The following is a 19,796-nucleotide window of genomic DNA, read 5'->3' as shown; positions in this document are numbered from 1 at the left end:
ACAGTGGGTCTTGACCTCCTGCTCGCAAGCACCCCTGCCGCCGAGGACTCCGGCGGCGGCTTCGACCTGTTCGGTGCCATTCTCTGGCCGCTGAAGTGGGCCGTCGAGCTCATCCTCGTCGCCTGGCACTGGCTGCTGACGGCCGCCGGCATGCCCGAGGCCGACGGCATCACCTGGGTGCTGTCGATCGTCGGTCTGGTGATTGTGGTTCGCGCGGCGGTCTTCCCGCTGTTCGTGAAGCAGATCAAGAGCCAGCGGAAGATGATGGAAATCGCTCCTGACCTGCGAAAGGTTCAGGAGAAGTACAAGGGCAAGAAGGATCAGCTATCTCGCGAGGCGATGAGCCGCGAGACCATGGCCCTGTACAAGAAGCACGGCACGACGCCGATGTCGAGCTGCTTGCCGCTGCTGGTGCAGATGCCGATCTTCTTCGCGCTGTTCAGTGTGTTGCGCGACGTCAAGACACAGGCCGAGGCCGGTGTCGGTGGTGTCGGGATGCTCAGCCCCGAGCTGACGAAGCAGTTCTACGATGCGACGCTGTTCGGATCGGTGTCGCTGCACGAGACGCTGGGCGAGGCCTGGTCGGCTGGGAACACGCCGGCGATCGTGCTGCTGGCGATTCTCGTCGTCCTGATGATCGTGTCGCAGTTCTTCACCCAGCTGCAGATCATCTCGAAGAACCTCTCGCCCGAGGCCAAGACCGGCCAGGCGTACCAGATGCAGAAGATCATGCTCTATGTGCTGCCGCTGGGCTTCATCTTCTCGGGTGTCTTCTTCCCGCTCGGTGTCGTCATGTACTGGTTCGTATCGAACCTGTGGACCATGGGTCAGCAGTTCCTGGTCATCCGCGAGATGCCCACGCCGGGATCCGAGGCGGCGAAGGCGCGTGAAGAGCGCCTTGCGCGCAAGGGCAAGGCCATCAACGCCGAGGGCAAGATCGTTCCGATCGAGGTCGTGCGGGCAGAGGAGCAGCGCAAGCTCGAAGAGATGGAGCGCGCCAAGGCGGAGGCTCCCAAGCGTGAGCAGCCGATGAGCAAGAAGCGTGCCAAGAAGAAGGGCTCGAACTGATGACCGTTGAAGACGTGAAAACCTCGTCGGTTCCCTCGGTGGAGGATCTCGAGCGTGAAGGGGATGTCGCAGCCGACTTTCTCGAGGAGCTGCTCGATATCGCCGACATCGACGGTGATCTGAACCTCGATGTGCGGCAGGGGCGGGCATATGTCTCGGTTGAGGCCGAGAGCGAGGGGCTTTCGGTACTGTCGGCCCCCGACACCGTGCAGGCTCTGCAGGAGCTCACTCGCCTCGCCGTGCAGAACAAGACGGGCTCGTTCTCGAGGATGATCCTCGACATCGGTGGTTCGCGCGACACGCGTCGCCGGCAGCTCGAGGCCTTGGTTGACGCTGCGGTTGTGAAGCTTGATGGCGGTGCCAGCCAGGCATCGCTGCCGTCGATGTCGAGCTACGAGCGCAAGGTCGTGCACGACATCGTCTCGGAGCGGGGGTTGGTGTCGGAGTCCTACGGCGAGGGAGCAGACCGCCACACGGTCATCACCCGTCGGTGATGTTTCACGTGAAACGGTGATGCGCATAGCCGCCCCGGTCCCCGGTTATTGAACGGGCCCCTTTTCCGGTCATTGAGCGAGCGAAGCGAGACGAAATGCCCGGAACCTCCAGCACCGCCCCAACTCCCGGTCATTGAGCGAGCGAAGCGAGACGAAATGTCCCACACCCCTGAACCTGAACCTGAACCCTCCGTCGCCGCGGAGCTCTTCGGCGCACGCATTGATCTTGCGCGTCGTTTCACCGATGCGTTGGTCGCGGAGGGGGAGACGCGCGGTTTGATTGGCCCGCTCGAGCTGCCACGCATCTGGACGCGTCATGTTCTGAACTCTGCGATCGCTGCGCCGTTGTTCAATGGCTCGGTTGCCGATGTCGGTTCCGGTGCGGGGTTGCCGGGTCTTGTGCTCGCGATTGCTCGTCCGGATGTCCATTTCACGCTGATCGAGCCGATGGAGCGTCGTGTGGCATGGCTGACGGAGCAGGTCGAGGCTCTGGGGCTGGACAACGTACGTGTCATGCGCGCTCGTGGTGAGGATGTCGGACTGGAGTTTGATTCCGTCACGGCACGTGCGGTGAGTGCACTTCGCACGTTGATCCCGATTACTGCTCCGTTGGTGAAGGACGGCGGTGAGTTGATCTTGCTGAAGGGGCACAACGTGCCTGCCGAGATCGATGCCGCTCAGAAGGTGTTCAAGAAGTTCAAGGTGTCGGACGCCACAGTGGAAGTGCTCGGAGAGGGAGTGCTTGCCGAGCCGACGCGTGTGTTCCGCGCTCGCGTCCGCGCGACCCCCGGTCGTTGAGCGAGTGGAGCGAGACGAAACGCAAGTACGCGAGCGGATCTCTCCTCGGTCGTTGAGCGAGCGGAGCGAGACGAAACGCGAACACCACTAGCGCCCCCGAAATCCTCGCTCTCCCCAACTCCACGTTTCACGTGAAACATCCACAGCTGCCGTGATCTCGACATCGCCGTACTCCCCGGTGCGCATAGTGTCCGACCATGGTCGGATACACCTATGTTCTCCGCTGCTCGGACGGTACGTTCTACGTCGGCAGCACCAAACACCTTGATACCCGAGTGCAGACCCACGCGCAGGGGTTGGGGAGTGACTACACATCGTGCCGGCTACCGGTGACACTGGTTTGGTGGGCCGAGTTCGATCGCATTGATGAGGCGTTTGCTCTCGAGAAGCGAATGCAGGGGTGGAGTCACGCGAAGCGTCTGGCGTTCATGGAGGGCGGCTACGACGCGATCAAGGGCTGGAGTGCACGCGAGCGTGCTCTCCGCCGCGGTGGCACCTCCGGTCGTTGAGCGAGCCGAAATGTGCGCGACTACTGAGGGGGCACGTTTCGTCTCGTCGCCGCGCTCCTCATTTGACGACCGGTGGTGTTTCACGTGAAACTTGCGTCTGATGAGTGCCGCCAAGCAGATCCGGCAGTGCTTCCTCGGTCGTTGAGCGAGCGGAGCGAGTCGAAACGTGCGCGACTACTGGGGGCGCAGATTTCGACTCGGTGCTTCGCTCCTCGCTCAATGACCGGTGGTGGTGTTTCACGTGAAACGGGTGCCGGTACTGAGTTCCGCAGTGTGGCCGGAAGTGACGCCGCGGTCGTTGAGCGAGCGGAGCGAGTCGACACGCTTCCTCCTCGAGAGTCCGGCCCGGGTCGTCACAGCGCGGTGTTTCTCCTTCCATGGTCGACACGCATGCGAGCCCTCCGGTCGTTGAGCGAGCGGAGCGAGTCGAAACGCACACCCTGCGGTGGCGTTCATTTCGTCTCGTCGCTGCGCTCCTCGCTCAATGACCGGTGGTGTTTCACGTGAAACGGCAGCCATCGCCGGGCGTCTGCGGAGAGGTTTGACAGGGGAGGGGACTCGGTCGTTGAGCGAGCGGAGCGAGTCGAAACGCATTGCAACGGGCGGCGGGCATTTCGTCTCGTCGCTTCGCTCCTCGCTCAATGACCGGGCGAGAGGACTCGGGCGTTGAGCGAGCGAAGCGAGTCGAAACGAGTATCCCTCGACGGCGCAGGCTCATTTCGTCTCGTCGCTTCGCTCCGCGCTCAATGACCGGGTGGTGTTTCACGTGAAACGCGCGGTGGTCACGGTCGTTGAGTGAGCGGAGCGAGTCGAAACGTGCGCCCTGTGGAGGCGTTCATTTCGTCTCGTCGCTTCGCTCCTCGCTCAATGACCGCACGCACGGTCGTTGAGCGAGCGAAGCGAGTCGAAACGAGTATCCCTCGAGGGCGCAGGCTCAGTTCGTCTCGTCGCTTCGCTCCGCGCTCAATGACCGGGTGGTGTTTCACGTGAAACGCGCGGTGGTCACGGTCGTTGAGCGAGCGAAGCGAGTCGAAACGTGCGCCCTGTGGAGGCGTTCATTTCGTCTCGTCGCTTCGCTCCTCGCTCAATGACCGGGCGAGAGGACTCGGTCGTTGAGCGAGCGAAGCGAGTCGAAACGAGTATCCCTCGAGGGCGCAGGCTCATTTCGTCTCGGTGTTGGGCTCCTCGCTCAATGACCGGGTGGTGTTTCACGTGAAACGCGCGGTGGTCACGGTCGTTGAGCGCGCGGAGCGAGTCGAAACGTGCGCCCTGTGGAGGCGTTCATTTCGTCTCGTCGCTTCGCTCCTCGCTCAATGACCGGGCGAGGGGAGTCGAAACGTGCGCCCTGTGGAGGCGGGCATTTCGTCTCGTCGCTGCGCTCCTCGCTCAATAACCGGGTGAGAGGACTCGGACGTTGAGCGAGCGGAGCGATCCGAAACGAGTATCCCTCGAGGGCGCAGCCTCAGTTCGTCTCGTCGCTTCGCTCCGCGCTCGATGACCGGGGGAGTGGGGGCGCAGCCGCGCTCAATGACCGAAGCAGACAGCTGCCTCGGTTAGAGTGGATGACGGTCCCGAAAGGAGTCGATGTTTCACGTGAAACCATCCGACAACGCATCGCCGAACACCGATCTCGGGATGGATACCCCGCTCGCGCGGGAGCTGGCCGATCTGGCCTCCCGACGCAAAGCCCTCAGCAAGGTCAAGGTCTCCTTCGACGGTGACACCCGAATCTTCACGGTGTCGAACCAGAAGGGCGGAGTCGGAAAGACAACGACGACCGTCAACCTGGCATCCGCACTTGCCGAGCTCGGCGCAAGAGTCCTCGTGATCGACCTTGACCCGCAGGGCAACGCCTCCACGGCATTGAGTGTGACGCACACCGCCGAGACCGCCAGCATCTACGACGTGCTGATCAACGATCAACCATTCGGCGAGATCGTCCAGCCGAGCCCCGAGTCGCCGAACCTGTTCTGCGCACCGAGCACCATTCATCTCGCCGGCGCTGAGATCGAACTGGTGTCGCAGGTCGCGCGGGAGTTCCGCCTGCGTCGCGCGCTCGAGATCTACCTGCGTGAGAACCCGAAGGACGTCGTGATCATCGACTGCCCGCCTTCGCTCGGACTCCTCACGATCAACGCCTTCACCGCGGCGACCGAGGTGCTCATCCCGATCCAGTGCGAGTACTACGCGCTCGAGGGCCTGAGCCAGCTGCTCGGGAACATCCAGATGATCCAGAAGCACCTCAACCCCGAACTCACCCTCTCGACGATCCTCCTGACGATGTATGACGCCCGCACGCGTCTGGCGCAGCAGGTCTCCGACGAGGTACGCGCCCACTTCCCGCAGCAGATTCTCGACGCCGTGATCCCACGGTCGGTGCGCGTCTCGGAAGCTCCCAGCTTCGGACAGACCGTCATCGCGTACGACGGCACATCTGCCGGCGCGGTCGCGTATCGGGAGGCAGCAGTGGAAATCGCTCAGCGGGGTCAGCAATCCGCTCAGAACAAGGGAGCATGATGGCCAAACGCACTGGACTCGGACGGGGCATCGGCGCGCTCATTCCGACAGCAGATCAGACCGAACGCCCGGTCGACGTGTTCTTCCCCGGCAACGTCAAGATCGCGACCGAGACGGTCGCTCCCGACGCCGCGGATGCCAAGACCAAGGCAAAGACCGCGCGTCCGGCCAAGACCTCGGATGCTACAGACGAGACCACCACGGACGCCGACGCCGCCCTCGCAGAGATCCCGGGCATCCGCCTGATCCAGGTCGACCCGAAGCTCATCGTCCCCAACCCCCGCCAGCCGCGCACCCACTTCGACGAGGACCACCTCGCCGAGCTCGTGCACAGCGTCAAGGAGTTCGGCGTTCTGCAGCCCGTCGTCGTCCGCCGCAACAGCGGTGGCGAGTACGAGCTGATCATGGGGGAGCGGCGCACGCGAGCCGCACGCGAGGCCGGCCTCGAGGCGATCCCCGCAATCGTGCGCGAGACCGCCGATGAGGATCTGCTGCGCGACGCACTGCTCGAGAACCTGCACCGTTCGGAGCTCAACCCGCTAGAAGAGGCCTCTGCCTACCAGCAGCTGCTCGAGGACTTCGGGATCACGCAAGAAGAGCTGGCCACTCGCATCGGTCGGTCGCGCCCGCAGATCAGCAACACCATCCGTCTGCTGCGTCTTCCCGTTCCGGTGCAGCAGCGTGTCGCTGCCGGTGTGCTCTCGGCCGGCCACGCACGCGCGATTCTCTCGGTCGACGACCCTGAGCAGATGCAGCGTCTGGCCGACAAGGTTGTGAACGAGGATCTTTCGGTGCGCGCCACCGAGGCGGCTGCCAAAAGTCTTCCGGCCGATTCGTCGCGCTCCGTCAAGCCGAAGGCCGGCGCCCGCCGTGCATACCTCGACGAGGTGTCGACCAAGCTTGGTGACCGTCTGAACACCCGCGTGCAGATCGCGCTGGGTGCGCGCAAGGGCCAGGTCAAGATCGAGTTCGCCTCGATCCAGGACCTGAATCGCATTCTCGCCGAGCTCGGTGAAGAGGAGTACGGCAGCCGCTGACGCATCGCCCCCCGAGAACGCTCTTCCGTGAGCGGGTCGGCTCGGATAGTATCCGGGCACCTGCATACTGTCGATCGCACCGGGGGGAATGATGGCTGACGCAAGGCAACCTCACGCAAGGCAACCGGGCGCGATCCACGGCCGTGTGATCGGCGTCAGTATCGCCGCCGCGCTCGGTGGATTCCTGTTCGGATTCGACACGGCCGTGATCAACGGCGCCGTGGATGCCCTGTCTGACGCCTTCGATCTCGGTGTCGCGCTGAAGGGATTCGCCGTCTCGTCGGCGTTGATCGGTTGCGCACTGGGTGCCTGGTTTGCAGGACCCCTCGCAAACAGGCTCGGCCGCGTGCCGACGATGGTCACCGCGGCGGTGTTGTTCTTCATCTCGGCCATCGGATCCGGCCTGGCGTTCGGTGTGATCGATCTGATCGTCTGGCGTGTGATCGGCGGCCTGGGTGTGGGCGCGGCGTCGGTGATCGCGCCGGCGTACATCGCCGAGGTGTCACCGGCGCGGGTGCGCGGCCGCCTCGGCTCGCTGCAGCAGCTCGCGATCGTGACGGGCATCTTCGTCGCACTGCTGTCGGATGCCATGCTCGCTAACTTCGCCGGGGGAGCAGCCGGTTCGTTGTGGGGCCTGCAGGCGTGGCGATGGATGTTCATGGCCGAGGCGATCCCGGCTCTCGTCTACGGACTCATGGCCCTGCGGTTGCCTGAGTCGCCGCGCTATCTGGTCGCGCGTGGCCATCTCGAGCGCGCCGGGCAGGTGCTCACGGATGTCACCGGTGAGATCGACGTCGGCGCGAAGATCGACGAGATCACTGGCACGATCAACACCGAGCGGCAGGAGTCGCTGCGCGACCTCCGGGGACACCGTTTCGGACTTAAGCCGATCGTGTGGGTCGGCATCCTGCTGAGTGTGTTCCAGCAGTTCGTCGGCATCAACGTGATCTTCTACTACTCGACGACGCTATGGCGATCGGTTGGCTTCGATGAGTCCGATGCCCTGACGATCACCGTGATCACGTCGGTGACGAACATCGTCGTGACGATCGTGGCGATCCTGCTCGTCGATCGCGTCGGTCGTCGCCTCATGCTGATGGTCGGGTCGATCGGCATGGCGGCGACCCTGGGTTTGATGGCCGTGGCGTTCTCGTTCGGGACGGTGGATGCTGCAGGCGAGGTCGCGCTGGCCGAGCCGTGGTCGACGATCGCGCTGGTATCGGCGAACGCCTTTGTGGTCTTCTTCGGGGCGACGTGGGGGCCGCTGGTCTGGGTGCTTCTGGGGGAGATGTTCCCGAACTCGATCCGTGCGGGGGCTCTCGCGGTCGCTGCGGCCGCTCAGTGGGTGGCGAACTTCTTCATCTCGACCACGTTCCCGGCCTTCGCTGAGATCGGTCTGACGTTCGCGTATGGCTTCTACGCGTTCTTCGCGTTGCTGTCGTTCTTCTTCGTGTACTTCAAGGTCGCCGAGACCAAGGGGCGCGAGCTCGAATCGATGACCGAGGAAGTGATCGTGCAACGCCGGGGTGCTCGTTATCGCGCGTAGGCTTGATGGGTGAGTGATGACTTTCCGCGCCGAGCCAGCCTAGAGGTGCTGCGCGCCGAGGCCGCCGATGAGCGGTCGGTGCTCGTGCACGAGCGTCTGCGCTTCGGTGAGGACCCGTGGGACTTCATGAGCGAGCTTCCCACGACCGACGAACTGGTCGTGTTGTTGCTGCGCGCCGACGTCGCAGCCGATCAAGGCGGCACGATCGCGGACCGCGGATGGAACGACGGCGTCCTGCGCCGCATCGCGTTGGAGTACCCCGAGCTCAGTCCCACCGTGTGGCGGATGCTCGCCGCCTGAGCCGCGGTACCGCCTGCGCCACTGAGCACGGCCTGCGCCACTGAGCACGGCCTGCGCCACTGAGCACGGCCTGCGCCACTGAACGCTGGACGGCAGCATCCGAGAACACGAAAGCCCGCCACCTCGAGAGGTGGCGGGCTTTCGTCGATCAGGGGAGGATCAGCCGATGAACGGCGCGAGATCCTGCAGGAGTGCGGGCTTGGGCTTGGCGCCGATGATGGTCGCCTTCACCTCGCCGCCCTGGAACACCTTCATCGCGGGGATCGAGGTGATCTGGTACTTCATCGCGAGGTCGGGGTTCTCGTCGACGTTGAGCTTGAGAATGGTGATCTTCTCGGGGTTCTCGGCCTGGATCTCGTCGAGCACCGGTGCGACCATGCGGCACGGACCGCACCATGCCGCCCAGAAGTCGACCAGCACCGGACCATCGGCCTGCAGCACGTCCTGTTCCCAGGTGGCCTGCGTGGTTGCCTTGGCAGTCATTGCATCTCCTTGTTCGGTGTCACCCGGTCGAACGCCGGGCGTGGACGGAATGTTCCCGGCCTCAGCCGGCGAGGACCTCAGCGGCGGACGGCGTGGCTGCCGCAGCGTCTTCGAGGTCGGCGATGAAGTGCTCAGCATCGAGGGCGGCGACGACACCCGAGCCGGCGGCGGTTGCCGCCTGACGGTAGGTGGGATCGATGACATCGCCGGCGGCGAAGATGCCCGGCACCGAGGTGCGCGACGAGCGACCGTCGACCCAGATTGTGCCGTCTTCGGTGAGCTTCAGCTTGTCGTGCACCAGGTGGGTGCGCGGGTCGTTGCCGATCGCGATGAACAGTCCGTCGAGCTCGAGCTCGCGCAGCGATCCGTCGACGGTCGAGCGCAGCTGCACGCCCGAGACGGCGTCGCCACCGAGCACCTCGGCGACCTCGGTGTTCCAGATGAACTCGATCTTGTCGTTCGCGAACGCGCGTTCCTGCATGATCTTCGAGGCGCGCAGGGTGTCCTTGCGGTGGATGACGTACACCTTCGACGCGAAACGGGTCAGGAACGTCGCCTCTTCCATGGCGGAGTCGCCGCCGCCGACCACGGCGATGGTCTTCTCGCGGAAGAAGAAGCCGTCGCAGGTCGCGCACCACGAGACGCCGTAGCCCGAGAGGCGCTCTTCGCCCTCGATGCCGAGCTTGCGGTAGGCCGAGCCTGTCGCGTAGATGATGGTGGATGCCTCGTGCACGGCGCCACCGCCGAGCGTGACCTTCTTGACGGGGCCGTCGACGTCGAGCTCGACGACGTCGTCGTAGACGATCTCGGTGCCGAACTTCTCGGCCTGCTCCTGCATCTTGGTCATCAGGTCGGGGCCGAGGATGCCCTCGGGGAAGCCAGGGAAGTTCTCAACGTCGGTGGTGTTCATCAGCTCACCGCCGACCTGCACGCTGCTCGCGATCAGAAGCGGCTGCAGATTTGCGCGCGCCGCGTAGATGGCCGCGCTGAACCCAGCGGGACCGGAGCCGATGATGATGACCTGACGCATGTGCTCTCCTTGATCGCGGATGCTGGAATATCCGCACCGACTGGATAGAACCAATCGTAACCGCGCGACATTCCCGCCCGCTGGGTACGGCGAGAGCAGCTTCGGATCAGCGCGAGGGCAGGAAGCGGCGGGTAAGGCGCGTCACCGCCGACAGCTCGGGTGCGCGCAGCAACAGCAGGACGATGCCGTAGACGATGACGGCGGCCAGTCCGACCACGCCGGTGCCGACGGCACCCAAGAGCTTGTCGACAAGGGTGTTGCCGGTCTGCCCGGCGGTCCAGCCCGCGCCGGCACCCATCAGCACGTACAGGCCCCACCCGGCGAAGCCGGCGGGGATCGCGGCGATGAAGAAGCGCCCGAGCGACAGCAGGGTCTGCGGCAGCTGAAGTCCGCCGAGGCGGTTGCGCAGGATCCAGACGGCGATGATCGTCTGCACGAGTCCGGCCAGCGACTGCCCCAGGGCGACGGCGGCGGCGAGCTGACTGAGCGGGGCGACCGCGGCGGCGATGTACGAGAAGCCGATGATCAGTGCGACCTGCACGAGAGTGAACAGGAACGGTGTGCGGGTGTCGCCGTAGGCGTAGAACGCGCGCTGCACGATGAACAGCACCGACAACGGCAGCAACCCGACCAGGTAGCAGACCAGCACGGGCGCGGCCTGCACGGCCTGCTCAGCGCTGTCGGTGAAGATCCGGGTGGCGGGGACGGCGGCGACGGCCAGGGCCACGCCCGAGCCGACGACGAACAGCGACACGGCACGGATGCACTGGGCGACGTCGCTGCGTACATCGTCGTCGCGACCCTCGGCGGCGTGCTCAGCGATCTGGGTGAAGTACGGGGTGCCGATCGAGATCGCGAAGATCGAGTACGGCAGCATGAACACCAGCCAGGCGGCCATCATCAGTGCCGTGGACGGGTGCTCGCCGGACGCGTCCGAGACCACGCGGGTCTGGATCAGGCCCGCGATCTGACCGGCGATGACCATCAGGAAGGTCCAGCCCGCGAGCCCGCCGACCTGCCGCAGGCCCACACCGCGCCAGCGGAAGTCGGGGCGCAGGCTGAGACCGGTGCGCCGCCAGGCGAACAGCAGCAGCCCTGCCTGCACGGCGATACCGAGAGTGGCCGTGCCGCCAAGGACGGCGATCATGGTCGGATCCCACGCATCGACGATGTTCTGGTTGCCGCCGAACAGCGCGATGAAGATCAGGAACCCGGCGATCGAGATGATGTTGTTCGCGACCGGGGTCCACGTGTACGGGCCGAATACCCGCTTGGCGTTGAGGGTCTCGCCGATCAGCGCGTACAAGCCGTAGAAGAAGATCTGCGGCAGGCACCAGTACGCGAACGCAGTGGCCAGGGCGAGCTGGTCGGCGCTGAACTTCTCGCCGTACAGCGCGACCAGCCACGGGGCGATGACCATCGCCAGGGCGGTTACCGCGAGGAACACGACGGTGCCGAGCGTGAACAGCTTTGAGATGTAGGCGCTGCCGCCGTCCTTGTGGCTGGCCGAGCGCACGATCTGCGGGATGATCACGGCGGTGAGGATGCCGGTCTGGATGATCGTGAAGACGTTGTTCGGCAGCTGGTTCGCGACCGCGAACGCGTCGCTGGCCTGACCGATACTGCCGATCGCCGCGACGAGGACAATGGTCCGGATCAGGCCGGTGACGCGCGAGATCAGGGTGCCCGCTCCGAGGATGGCGCTGGCGCGGCCGAGACTGGTCATCGTTCTCCTGCGTCGTCGATAGCGGGTTCGGCTTCGTCGGTAGCATCCGATTGTGTGCGCCGACGGCGCACGGTGCGGATCGTTCCGAGCACGAGCAGCAGCGCGATCACGCCGCCGAGAATGCCGAGGCCGATGCCCTCCCAGTCGGCGCGCAGCGTGACGTCGGCGGTCGCCGCCTGGCCGATCGGGACACCGGTGGGGCTGGCGAGACGGAAGGTCACCTGCACGTCGCCGCTGGCGACGCGGGCCTCGATGGGGATGTCGACACGGGTGCTGCCCGCCGGGGGTGCCGTCACCTCGGTGACCGGCTGGATGTCAAGGCGCAGGTCTGACGGCGTGCCGAGCAGTGAGAGGTTCACGTCCCACGGCAGATCGTTGCGCACCCACACCGGCAGGGGCGCCGCAGACGTGAACAGCTGCACGGGCTTCGGCTGCTGGATGCCCACCGCGTCGAGGGTGGTGCGCGCCCGCTCTTCCTGAGCAGCGACGGCGGCGGTGAACGCGGCGTCGTCCAGTCCGACCCCGATTGCGCGCAGAACGCGGATGCGGGTGGGACTGAGCAGTTGCGCGGGCTCGGTGAGAATGGTGGCGAACTCGGTGAGTCGCTCCTCATCGGCGAGCATCGCGTTCAGCCCGGGGACGCGGTCGATGGAATCGGCCCGCGTCGGCGTCGCGGATGACGGCGGCGCTGCCCGCAGCTCATCGAGCGTGACAGCGGGCGAGGCGAAAGCGCTGAGAGCCGCGCGCACGGCAGAGGGCGATCGCGTCTCGGAACGGTCGAGCGCCAGGATCGTGGGGGTCGCGCCGCCGGCCGCGAAGAACAGGTGGCCGGCCGCGGCGGTGAGCTCCCGATCGAGCACGGCGGGATCGGTCGCCTCGACGGCGGCCGAGAGACGAGCGGATGCTGTCGCATCGGCGACCAGAGCGTCGTGACCGTCGACGGTCATGCGTCCCGCTGACGCGCCGATGAACGACGTCGAGGGCAGGATCGTTGTGACGTCCTCGCCGAAGTAGTCGCCGAACACCGCCAGGTCGGCCGTGGTGACGTCTGACCGCGGCCAGAGCAGGCCCTGTTCGGCGCCGATGAGGGTCGTGAGCTGCTCGTTGTCGGGGAAGGTCGCTTCGGCATCCGCCGTGGACGTGGGCGCGGGGGTGGCGTCGACGAGCTCTTCCGCCGGCGGGAAGTCATCGGCCAGCAGCAGTGGAGTCAGGTCAGGGGTGGCGAGGGGCTCGGGCAACCCGGCGTGAGCCTGCACCGTGGCATCCGCGTCACCGAACTGTAGGGCGAACACTTCGTTCGGCAGCGCTTCGAGCTCGCTCAGCCAGCGTGTCGCGGTGTCGGGGGCCCGGGTTCCGAGAATCCGGATCGCGGCCGGGATCGCCGGGTCGATCGCCAGCACGGCGGTCGTGCCTGAGACCGCATCGAGCTGGCCGGCGAGGGCGCCACCCTCGGCCGTCAAGGCCGAGAGCTCGTCGGCCGTGAGCAGCGAACCGCTCTCGGGGGTTGCGGTGATCGGCACGAGAACGGCGCTGTTGCGCGCGGTGGACTCGGCGATGACCAGCACGGTGCTCGCGGTCAGGTTCCACTGCAGGGCATCCTCGCCCGAGACTTGCGTCGAGGCCCCCGACAGCCGAGCTCTGACGGGGTAGACGCCCGCGTCGAGATCGCCGAGCTCGACGGCATCCACCACGACGTTCACGGTGCCGGACGCCTCGCGATCGATGACCGGGGTCGCTTCGCTCGCCAGGGTGTGGAAAGGGGCGCTGGTCGCATCGTCGTCCAGCCACTGGTCGAGGGCCTCACCGTCGGCGAGGGCATCCCGACCGACCTGCAGCGACACCGTTCCGGCGCTGAGCGGCGACGAGGTGTCATTCGTGACCGTGATGGTGCTCACCAGCGGGCCGCCCGGCGCGGTGGGCGTGCCCGATCCGGTCGAGACCGACAGCCGCACGATGGGGTCGGCCGGTGTGGGAGCATCCGTCTCGTCGTCGGCGGATGCCGCGGACGCGCCACCGAAGGCGAGGGTGCCGACGACGATCGCCGCGGCGAGGCGGCTCAACAGCCGGCGCGCGCGCGGTCGTGAGGCTTCGCGAAGGTGCGTCGTGGTCATGATCGGGGTCGTCGACGCCAAGGAAGCGGCGAGGACGACGCCCCCGAGTCTAGGCGGGAAGCCGTGCGAAACCCTGAAGGCGCGTAGAGTGACGCCCGTGCCGGACCACTCCCGCCCCCGCCCTGATCTCGTTCTCGCGCAGGCTCTCGCCGCCGATCTGGATGCCGCCGACTTCCGCTCGGATGCGTTGCGCACCTTGTGGGGGAGCGAGGCCGACGACGCGCTCGCCCGGGGGCTACGCTCACCGATCCTGCGGGCACTGGCCGACCGGGATGATCCGCTGTCAACGCTGGGCCGGTTCTGGGTTCTCGGGATGCCGCAGGCGCTTCGCGTCGTCGAGCGCGCGCTGCCGCGCACGGGGATCGACGGACTGGTGGCGATGGGGTTGGCCGCGCGGGAAGACGATCGGGTCGCGCCACTGGCGCTGATCACCCCGCAGTCGTTCGTGGATGCCGACGGCGTGGGCGAATGGTGGATCGCCAGCGATCTCGATGAGGGCGCGCTCGGAGGGGCACTGCCCGCCGATCACGTGCTCGGCGTGGGCGGTGCGTCGCGCACGCTGGCCGAACTCGTCATCCCGACGCCCGTGGAGCGCGCGCTTGATCTCGGCACGGGCTGTGGCATCCAGGCCCTGCTGGTCTCTCGTCATGCCGGCGCGGTTGTCGCCACCGACATTTCGGAGCGCGCACTGGCCTACGCCGAACTCAACGCCTACCTCAATGGTGTGCGCAACATCGAGTTCCGGCTGGGGAGCCTGTTCGAGCCCGTCGCGGGCGAGTCGTTCGATCTGATCGTCTCGAACCCGCCGTTCGTGATCACGCCGCGCGTCGCGGGTGTTCCCGCCTATGAGTACCGCGATGGCGGACTCATCGGCGACGCCCTGGTCGAGCGCTTCCTGCGCGAGGTGCCGACGCATCTCTCTCCCGGTGGGGTGGCGCAGCTGCTGGGCAACTGGGAGTCCTCCGCTGACGTGACGGGCCTGGACCGGGTGCGTTCGTGGGTCGACGATGATCTGGATGCCTGGGTGATCCAGCGCGAAGAGCTGAGTCCCCTCGGCTACGCCGAACTGTGGATCCGTGACGGCGGCACGCTGCCGCGCGACGACGAGTTCACCCGCCTGCTCACCGCGTGGTTGGACGACTTCGACCACCGCGGCGTGACCGCCGTCGGGTTCGGATACATCGTGCTTCGCCGCCCGTCGGCGGGGGCGGCGGTGCTGCGCCGGTTCGAGACGGCGGCGCAGCCGGTCACCGATCTCGGTCGGGCGCTCGGCCGGGGCCTTCAGGCGCACGACGCCCTCGCGCACGGTGTTCCCGAGCGACTGCTCGTCGCCCCCGACGTCACCGAGGCACGGCACTTCATGCCCGGCGAGGATGACCCGAGCGTGATCGAACTGCGGCAGGGTGGCGGTTTCGGTCGCACGGTGCGGGTCGATCCGGCGCTCGCGGGGCTCGTCGGCGCGTGCGACGGCGAACTCACCGTCGCACAGATCGTCGCGGCCCTCGCCGACCTGTTCGAGGTGCCCTTGGCCGACCTGTGGGCTGATCTCGAGCCGCGTCTTCGCGAGTTGGTGCTCGACGGTTTGCTGCTGCCGGCGGAATAGCATCCGATGATCATGCGTTTGCATGAATCATGAAGGCGTTCGGATTTCTCTCGTTCGGGCACTACGGCGCAGTGCCGGGCTCGGCCACGCGCACTGCGGGCGACATGCTTCGGCAGACCATCGAGATCGCGCAGGGTGCGGACGAGATCGGTGTCAACGGTGCCTACGTGCGCGTGCACCACTGGGCGCGGCAGGCGGCCTCGCCCATGCCTCTGCTGACGGCGATGGCTGCACGCACCCAGCGCATCGAGGTGGGTACGGGGGTGATCGACATGCGGTACGAGAACCCCCTGCAGCTCGCCGAGGAGGCGGCCGCATTGGACCTCATCGCGGACGGGCGGATCGCGCTGGGCATCAGCCGCGGGTCACCCGAGACGGCGCTGCGCGGCTACGAGTCGTTCGGCTACGTGGATGCTGAAGACAGCGAGCGCGGCAGCGTGCTGGCCCGCGAGAAGTTCGACCAGTTTCTGCGGGCGATCGAGGGCGAGCGGATCGCACCCGGTGACCCGCGCACCGTCGGGGCCGGGCACTACCTGGCGATCGAGCCGCAGTCGCCGACCCTGCGCGACCACATCTGGTGGGGGTCGGGGTCACGAGCCACCGCCGAGACGACCGGCCGCATGGGGCTGAACATGATGAGCTCGACGCTGGTCACCGAGGCGACCGGGCAGCCGTTCCACGAGTTGCAGCGCGAGCAGATCGATCTGTTCCGTGCCGCCTATCGCGAGGCCGGCCACACCGGTGCGCCCCGGGTGTCGGTGAGTCGCAGTGTGTTTCCGCTGATCGACGACCGTGACCGCGCCTACTTCGGTCTGCGCAGTGCCGAGAACGGCGACCAGGTCGGTGTGATCGACGGCTTGCGATCGACCTTCGGCAAGACCTACGCGGCCGAGCCCGACGTTCTCATCGAGCAGCTCAAGGCCGACGAGGCCGTGATGGCGGCTGACACCCTGATGCTGACGATCCCCAACCAGCTCGGCCCGGAGTACAACCTGCACGTGCTGGAGGCGTTCGCGACGCACGTCGCGCCCGCGCTGGGATGGCAGCCCAACACGGAAGGGCCTGTGCAGGGAGACACCATCAGGTGACGGCGATCTTCGCCGACACCCCCAGCAAGCGCCGTCGCGGGGAGGGGCGTGTGCCGGCCGCTATGACCGCATTCCGCGCAACGCCTGGTGGGCGACGGCGTCGGGATCGGGCCGTCCGGCGACGAGCTTGACGATCGGTCCCAGTACGGCCCGCACGCTCAGTCGTCGAAGCGTGGTCTCACGCAGCCAGGCGAGTATTCGTCCGCGCCGGAACATGAGCCTCGCGAGCATCCGCGAATTCGACTGTGCCGCCTCGACGCGCGGCCGCTCCACCCGCTCCCATGCTTCGAGCAGTGCCGGCAGCGACTCGCGGTCGGCGTGCGCGAGCATCCTGCCCAGCATCCAAGCCGCCTCGATCGCCATCCCGGCGCCGATCCCGGCCGTGGGCAGGAAGCCCGCGGCCGCATCGCCGAGCAGCACCCCGTCGGGCAACACCCATCGCGCGGCGCGGGCGTCGTCGAGCCGCCACAGATACGGATCCGGAGCCGCCTCGATCGCTCGCAACGATGCCTCCAGACGGGGCCCGAGGGTATCGACCCGCCGCCGGATGGAGGCGGCGAACGCCGCCGGTCCGTCGGAGAGATCGGCGTCCGGGCCGCCGAGGAACACGCCCAGTCGACCCTTCACGGGGTAGGCGCCGAGGAAGAACCCGTTGCCCCAGACCTCTTCACCGAGCGTCGGGTCGCTGAGATCCTCCGCCCACCCGACCCAGCCCGACCAGCCCGTCCTGACCACCTGCGGCGCGGGTGAACCCAGCACAGACCGCATGTGCGAGCGGATGCCATCGGCACCCACGATCAGATCGAACTCCGCCTCACCGGTGGAAGCCCCGTCGCGGTCGACGAAACGGGCCGTGCGATCGATCACCTGCTGCACGGTGGTGCCGAACGTCACCGGGCATCCGCTCTCGGTGAGCACGTCGATCAGGGCTCCCCGTGAGATCCCGTTGTAGGAGCCGTAGACGCGCAGCAGGTCGCTCATCGAATCGGAGCGCAGCATCGTGCCGCGGTGGGAACGGAACGCGTAGCGCTCCATGGGGGTGCCCGCGGCGAGATAGTCGTCGTGCACGCCGAGGTCGACGAAGGCCTGATCGACCGTCGGCATGAGGGCGAGCATGTAGCCGGGGTGGTTCATCTCGGGCATCCGATCGACGAGCACCGGGTGCAGCCCATCCCGGCGCAGCAGTTGCGCGAGCGTGATGCCGGCGACGCCGGCGCCCACGATGAGCACTCTCAAGCGATCGTTCCGTTGGGCCGTGATCTGGGCGTCGAGCGGGGTATCGGTGAGCATGTTCCTCCTCTGGACCACCTGGTCCAGTGTTCACTGTACGCTCTCTGGACTGACTGGTCCAGTAGGCTGACCGCATGGCAACGCTCACCGGACACCACCGCGACCGCCTCATCGAGGCGACCGTCGCCGAGTTCGCCTCGGTCGGCTACGAGGGGGCGTCGCTGAACCGGATCATCCAGGCGGCCGGCATCAGCAAGAGCTCCTTCTACCACGCGGTCGGCTCGAAGGCAGAACTGCTCGATGCCGTCGTCGAGACCCTGATCGCCGACGTGCGCGCGCACTGGATTCCACCGGCGCCCGAACTGTTCTCCGGTGCCGACTTCTGGCCCCGCCTCGACGCCGTGCTCACCGATCTCGGCGAGCTGGCCGCGGCCGATCCCGCGCTCGGACTGCTCGGGCGTATCTTCTACCTGCCTGCGGCCGGGGCCGTCGATGCGCGCACCGCTCTGCTCGACGCCGTGCATGCCTGGGTCGCCGAGGTGCTGCGGGTGGGCGTGCGCACCGGAGCGGTTCGTGAAGATGTGCCCGTCGACGCCCTTGCCGCGGCGACCTTCGGCATGCTGCGCGGCCTGGACGAGTGGGCGCTCGGCGCGGGAGAGCCGCAGGCGCCGCCAACCGCTCTGGATCACGCCGGCGCACCGGGCCTGTTGTTGCGCGGAATGCTGGGGCGTCCTCAGCCGCCCGCCGGGGCCTGACAACACCAGCCGGTAATCTGGAACCCATGCTCAATATGGCCGAGGGACTGTCCCGACTCGGCGCGCTTGCCGCGCATCCCGTCGTCGCCACCCTGTCGACGGCGTTCGCCGAAGCGGGCTACGAGCTATCCGTCGTCGGGGGTCCGGTGCGCGACGCCCTGCTGGGGCGCGCGACCAACGACCTCGACTTCACGACCGACGCGCAGCCCGACGAGATCCTGCGGATCGTCACGCCCATCTCGACCACCCAGTGGGACATCGGCCGTGCCTTCGGCACCATCGGTGCGCGCGTGCAGAACCCCGGCGGTCCCGCCGAGCAGGTCGAGATCACCACGTACCGCGCCGACAGCTACGACGGCACCACCCGTAAGCCGGTCGTCGAGTTCGGCGACAGCATCGACGGCGACCTGCAGCGTCGCGACTTCACCGTCAACGCGATGGCCCTGCAGGTCACCCCGCCCGCTGAGGGCACCGAGGTCGCACCGGGACCGCGACTGGTCGACCCGACCGGCGGTGTCGAAGACCTGATCGCCGGCATCCTGCGCACTCCGATCGATCCCGACGTGAGCTTCGGTGACGATCCGTTGCGGATGCTGCGCGCGGCGCGCTTCAGCGCGCAGCTCGACTTCGCCCTCGACGAGGCCACCTTCTCCGCGATCGAGCGTCTGCGCGGCACGCTGAGCATCGTCAGCCCCGAGCGGATCCAGGGCGAGATCGTGCGGCTCATGCAGACCGACGACCCCGTGCGCGGCATCCGCGTTCTCGTCGATACCGGCCTGATCGAGCAGTTCCTGCCCGAGGTCAGCGCGCTGCGTCTCGAGGTCGATGAGCACCACCATCACAAAGACGTCTACGAGCACTCGCTGACCGTGGTGCGGCAGGCGATCGAGCTTGAGAAGAGCCGCAACCCCGACGCCGCTCCCGATGTGCCGCTGCGCCTGGCGGCGTTGCTGCACGACATCGGCAAGCCCCGCACGCGCAAGCTCGAGGCCGGTGGGGGAGTCACCTTCCACCACCACGATGTGGTCGGCGCGCGCATGGCGCGCAAGCGTCTGCAGGCGCTGCGCTTCGACGGTGACACGACGGATGCTGTCGCCAAGCTGGTCGAGCTGCACCTGCGCTTCTTCGGCTACGCCGAAGGGGCCTGGACCGACAGCGCCGTGCGCCGGTACGTGCGCGACGCGGGTGACCTCGTCGAGCGCCTGCACATCCTGGTGCGCGCGGATGTCACGACCCGCAACCGTCGCAAGGCGGCCCGGCTCGCTTCGGCCTACGACGACATCGAGCGGCGCATCGTTGAACTCCGCGAGCAGGAGGAGCTCGACAGCATCCGCCCCGACCTCGACGGAAACCAGATTCAGCAGATCCTCGGCATCAAGCCGGGCCGCGAGGTCGGCGAGGCGTACCGGTTCCTGATGGATATGCGCCTCGATGAGGGTCCCCTCGGCGCCGATGTCGCCGAGCAGCGCCTGCGCGACTGGTGGGCCGCGCGCGACTGATC

Annotated in this window: 17 protein-coding genes; 12 read left to right on the top strand and 5 right to left on the bottom strand. The window is 67.0% G+C overall.

The genetic code is table 11. The features are described 5' to 3' along the window. The first annotated feature begins 3 nt into the window (after positions 1-3). The 8 genes from yidC (at position 4) to JF543_RS01765 (ending at position 8,269) form a co-directional block, all read left to right on the top strand. Complete coding sequence (yidC, locus tag JF543_RS01800; RefSeq protein ID WP_206821398.1) at positions 4-1,068, top strand: membrane protein insertase YidC; 1,065 nt, start codon at positions 4-6, stop codon at positions 1,066-1,068. Further along, a complete protein-coding gene (locus JF543_RS01795) occupies positions 1,068-1,562 on the top strand; it encodes a protein jag (RefSeq protein WP_179409579.1) in 495 nt (164 codons plus the stop codon). The genes yidC and JF543_RS01795 overlap by 1 nt, the downstream gene beginning before the upstream one ends. A gap of 156 nt (positions 1,563-1,718) precedes the next feature. Further along, entirely contained in the window at positions 1,719-2,360 is a 642-nt protein-coding gene (gene rsmG / locus JF543_RS01790) for a 16S rRNA (guanine(527)-N(7))-methyltransferase RsmG (protein ID WP_206822566.1), read from the top strand. 197 nt (positions 2,361-2,557) lie between these two features. Beyond that, positions 2,558-2,869, top strand: coding sequence for a GIY-YIG nuclease family protein (locus tag JF543_RS01785; protein ID WP_179409580.1), 312 nt, complete (start codon positions 2,558-2,560; stop codon positions 2,867-2,869). Positions 2,870-4,504: 1,635 nt separating this feature from the next. Further along, positions 4,505-5,386 (top strand): ParA family protein, encoded by an 882-nt coding sequence (locus JF543_RS01780; RefSeq protein WP_206550885.1) that lies wholly within the window; start codon positions 4,505-4,507, stop codon positions 5,384-5,386. After that, on the top strand, positions 5,386-6,423 hold the full coding sequence (locus tag JF543_RS01775) for a ParB/RepB/Spo0J family partition protein (protein WP_206822565.1): 1,038 nt from the start codon (positions 5,386-5,388) through the stop codon (positions 6,421-6,423). Before JF543_RS01780 ends, JF543_RS01775 begins: the two co-directional genes overlap by 1 nt. A 91-nt stretch (positions 6,424-6,514) precedes the next feature. Then, positions 6,515-7,969: a sugar porter family MFS transporter gene (locus tag JF543_RS01770; protein WP_206822564.1), complete on the top strand. Its 1,455-nt coding sequence runs from the start codon at positions 6,515-6,517 to the stop codon at positions 7,967-7,969. A gap of 9 nt (positions 7,970-7,978) precedes the next feature. Further along, a complete protein-coding gene (locus tag JF543_RS01765) occupies positions 7,979-8,269 on the top strand; it encodes a tryptophan synthase subunit alpha (protein WP_179409584.1) in 291 nt (96 codons plus the stop codon). Between the two features lie 159 nt (positions 8,270-8,428). On the opposite strand, the gene trxA is transcribed toward JF543_RS01765, so the two are convergent. The 4 genes from trxA to JF543_RS01745 form a co-directional block, all read right to left on the bottom strand. Beyond that, the gene (gene trxA / locus JF543_RS01760; protein WP_179409585.1) at positions 8,429-8,752 is read right to left on the bottom strand and encodes a thioredoxin; all 324 of its coding nucleotides are present in this window, start codon (positions 8,750-8,752) and stop codon (positions 8,429-8,431) included. Between the two features lie 61 nt (positions 8,753-8,813). Next, positions 8,814-9,782: a thioredoxin-disulfide reductase gene (gene trxB / locus JF543_RS01755; protein ID WP_206822563.1), complete on the bottom strand. Its 969-nt coding sequence runs from the start codon at positions 9,780-9,782 to the stop codon at positions 8,814-8,816. 106 nt (positions 9,783-9,888) lie between these two features. After that, positions 9,889-11,508, bottom strand: coding sequence for a murein biosynthesis integral membrane protein MurJ (gene murJ, locus JF543_RS01750; protein ID WP_206822562.1), 1,620 nt, complete (start codon positions 11,506-11,508; stop codon positions 9,889-9,891). Beyond that, positions 11,505-13,619, bottom strand: coding sequence for a DUF6049 family protein (locus tag JF543_RS01745; protein WP_206822561.1), 2,115 nt, complete (start codon positions 13,617-13,619; stop codon positions 11,505-11,507). The genes murJ and JF543_RS01745 overlap by 4 nt, the downstream gene beginning before the upstream one ends. Positions 13,620-13,716: 97 nt before the next feature. Between JF543_RS01745 and JF543_RS01740 the strand changes: the two genes are divergently transcribed. Together JF543_RS01740 and JF543_RS01735 are read left to right on the top strand one after the other, a co-directional pair. Continuing rightward, entirely contained in the window at positions 13,717-15,222 is a 1,506-nt protein-coding gene (locus JF543_RS01740; RefSeq protein WP_347401248.1) for a DUF7059 domain-containing protein, read from the top strand. Between the two features lie 29 nt (positions 15,223-15,251). Then, a complete protein-coding gene (locus JF543_RS01735; RefSeq protein WP_206822560.1) occupies positions 15,252-16,310 on the top strand; it encodes an LLM class flavin-dependent oxidoreductase in 1,059 nt (352 codons plus the stop codon). Between the two features lie 60 nt (positions 16,311-16,370). Here JF543_RS01735 and JF543_RS01730 read toward each other — a convergent pair whose 3' ends face one another. Next, positions 16,371-17,600 carry an FAD-dependent oxidoreductase gene (locus JF543_RS01730; RefSeq protein ID WP_206822559.1) on the bottom strand — a complete coding sequence of 410 codons (1,230 nt, stop codon included), beginning with the start codon at positions 17,598-17,600 and terminating at the stop codon, positions 16,371-16,373. 74 nt (positions 17,601-17,674) lie between these two features. On the opposite strand from JF543_RS01730, the gene JF543_RS01725 reads away from it, so the two are divergent. Together JF543_RS01725 and JF543_RS01720 are read left to right on the top strand one after the other, a co-directional pair. Continuing rightward, positions 17,675-18,295: a TetR/AcrR family transcriptional regulator gene (locus JF543_RS01725; RefSeq protein ID WP_179409591.1), complete on the top strand. Its 621-nt coding sequence runs from the start codon at positions 17,675-17,677 to the stop codon at positions 18,293-18,295. A 26-nt stretch (positions 18,296-18,321) separates the two neighbouring features. Next, positions 18,322-19,794 (top strand): CCA tRNA nucleotidyltransferase, encoded by a 1,473-nt coding sequence (locus JF543_RS01720; protein WP_206822558.1) that lies wholly within the window; start codon positions 18,322-18,324, stop codon positions 19,792-19,794. The last annotated feature ends 2 nt before the right edge of the window (positions 19,795-19,796 follow it).

This window comes from Microbacterium esteraromaticum (genome assembly GCF_017303215.1).
Taxonomy (GTDB): Bacteria; Actinomycetota; Actinomycetes; order Actinomycetales; family Microbacteriaceae; genus Microbacterium; species Microbacterium esteraromaticum_C.
This window is presented reverse-complemented; position numbering and strand designations above follow the sequence as displayed.

Bases quoted from the DNA above. Each gene is read 5' to 3' on its own strand.
- trxA (WP_179409585.1), bottom strand. From the start codon at position 8,752: ATGACTGCCAAGGCAACCACGCAGGCCACCTGGGAACAGGACGTGCTG.
- JF543_RS01780 (WP_206550885.1), top strand. From the start codon at position 4,505: ATGGATACCCCGCTCGCGCGGGAGCTGGCCGATCTGGCCTCCCGACGC.
- JF543_RS01795 (WP_179409579.1), top strand. From the start codon at position 1,068: ATGACCGTTGAAGACGTGAAAACCTCGTCGGTTCCCTCGGTGGAGGAT.
- JF543_RS01730 (WP_206822559.1), bottom strand. From the start codon at position 17,600: ATGCTCACCGATACCCCGCTCGACGCCCAGATCACGGCCCAACGGAAC.
- JF543_RS01770 (WP_206822564.1), top strand. From the start codon at position 6,515: ATGGCTGACGCAAGGCAACCTCACGCAAGGCAACCGGGCGCGATCCAC.
- JF543_RS01735 (WP_206822560.1), top strand. From the start codon at position 15,252: ATGAAGGCGTTCGGATTTCTCTCGTTCGGGCACTACGGCGCAGTGCCG.
- murJ (WP_206822562.1), bottom strand. From the start codon at position 11,508: ATGACCAGTCTCGGCCGCGCCAGCGCCATCCTCGGAGCGGGCACCCTG.
- rsmG (WP_206822566.1), top strand. From the start codon at position 1,719: ATGTCCCACACCCCTGAACCTGAACCTGAACCCTCCGTCGCCGCGGAG.
- trxB (WP_206822563.1), bottom strand. From the start codon at position 9,782: ATGCGTCAGGTCATCATCATCGGCTCCGGTCCCGCTGGGTTCAGCGCG.
- JF543_RS01725 (WP_179409591.1), top strand. From the start codon at position 17,675: ATGGCAACGCTCACCGGACACCACCGCGACCGCCTCATCGAGGCGACC.
- JF543_RS01775 (WP_206822565.1), top strand. From the start codon at position 5,386: ATGGCCAAACGCACTGGACTCGGACGGGGCATCGGCGCGCTCATTCCG.
- JF543_RS01745 (WP_206822561.1), bottom strand. From the start codon at position 13,619: ATGACCACGACGCACCTTCGCGAAGCCTCACGACCGCGCGCGCGCCGG.
- JF543_RS01720 (WP_206822558.1), top strand. From the start codon at position 18,322: ATGCTCAATATGGCCGAGGGACTGTCCCGACTCGGCGCGCTTGCCGCG.
- JF543_RS01785 (WP_179409580.1), top strand. From the start codon at position 2,558: ATGGTCGGATACACCTATGTTCTCCGCTGCTCGGACGGTACGTTCTAC.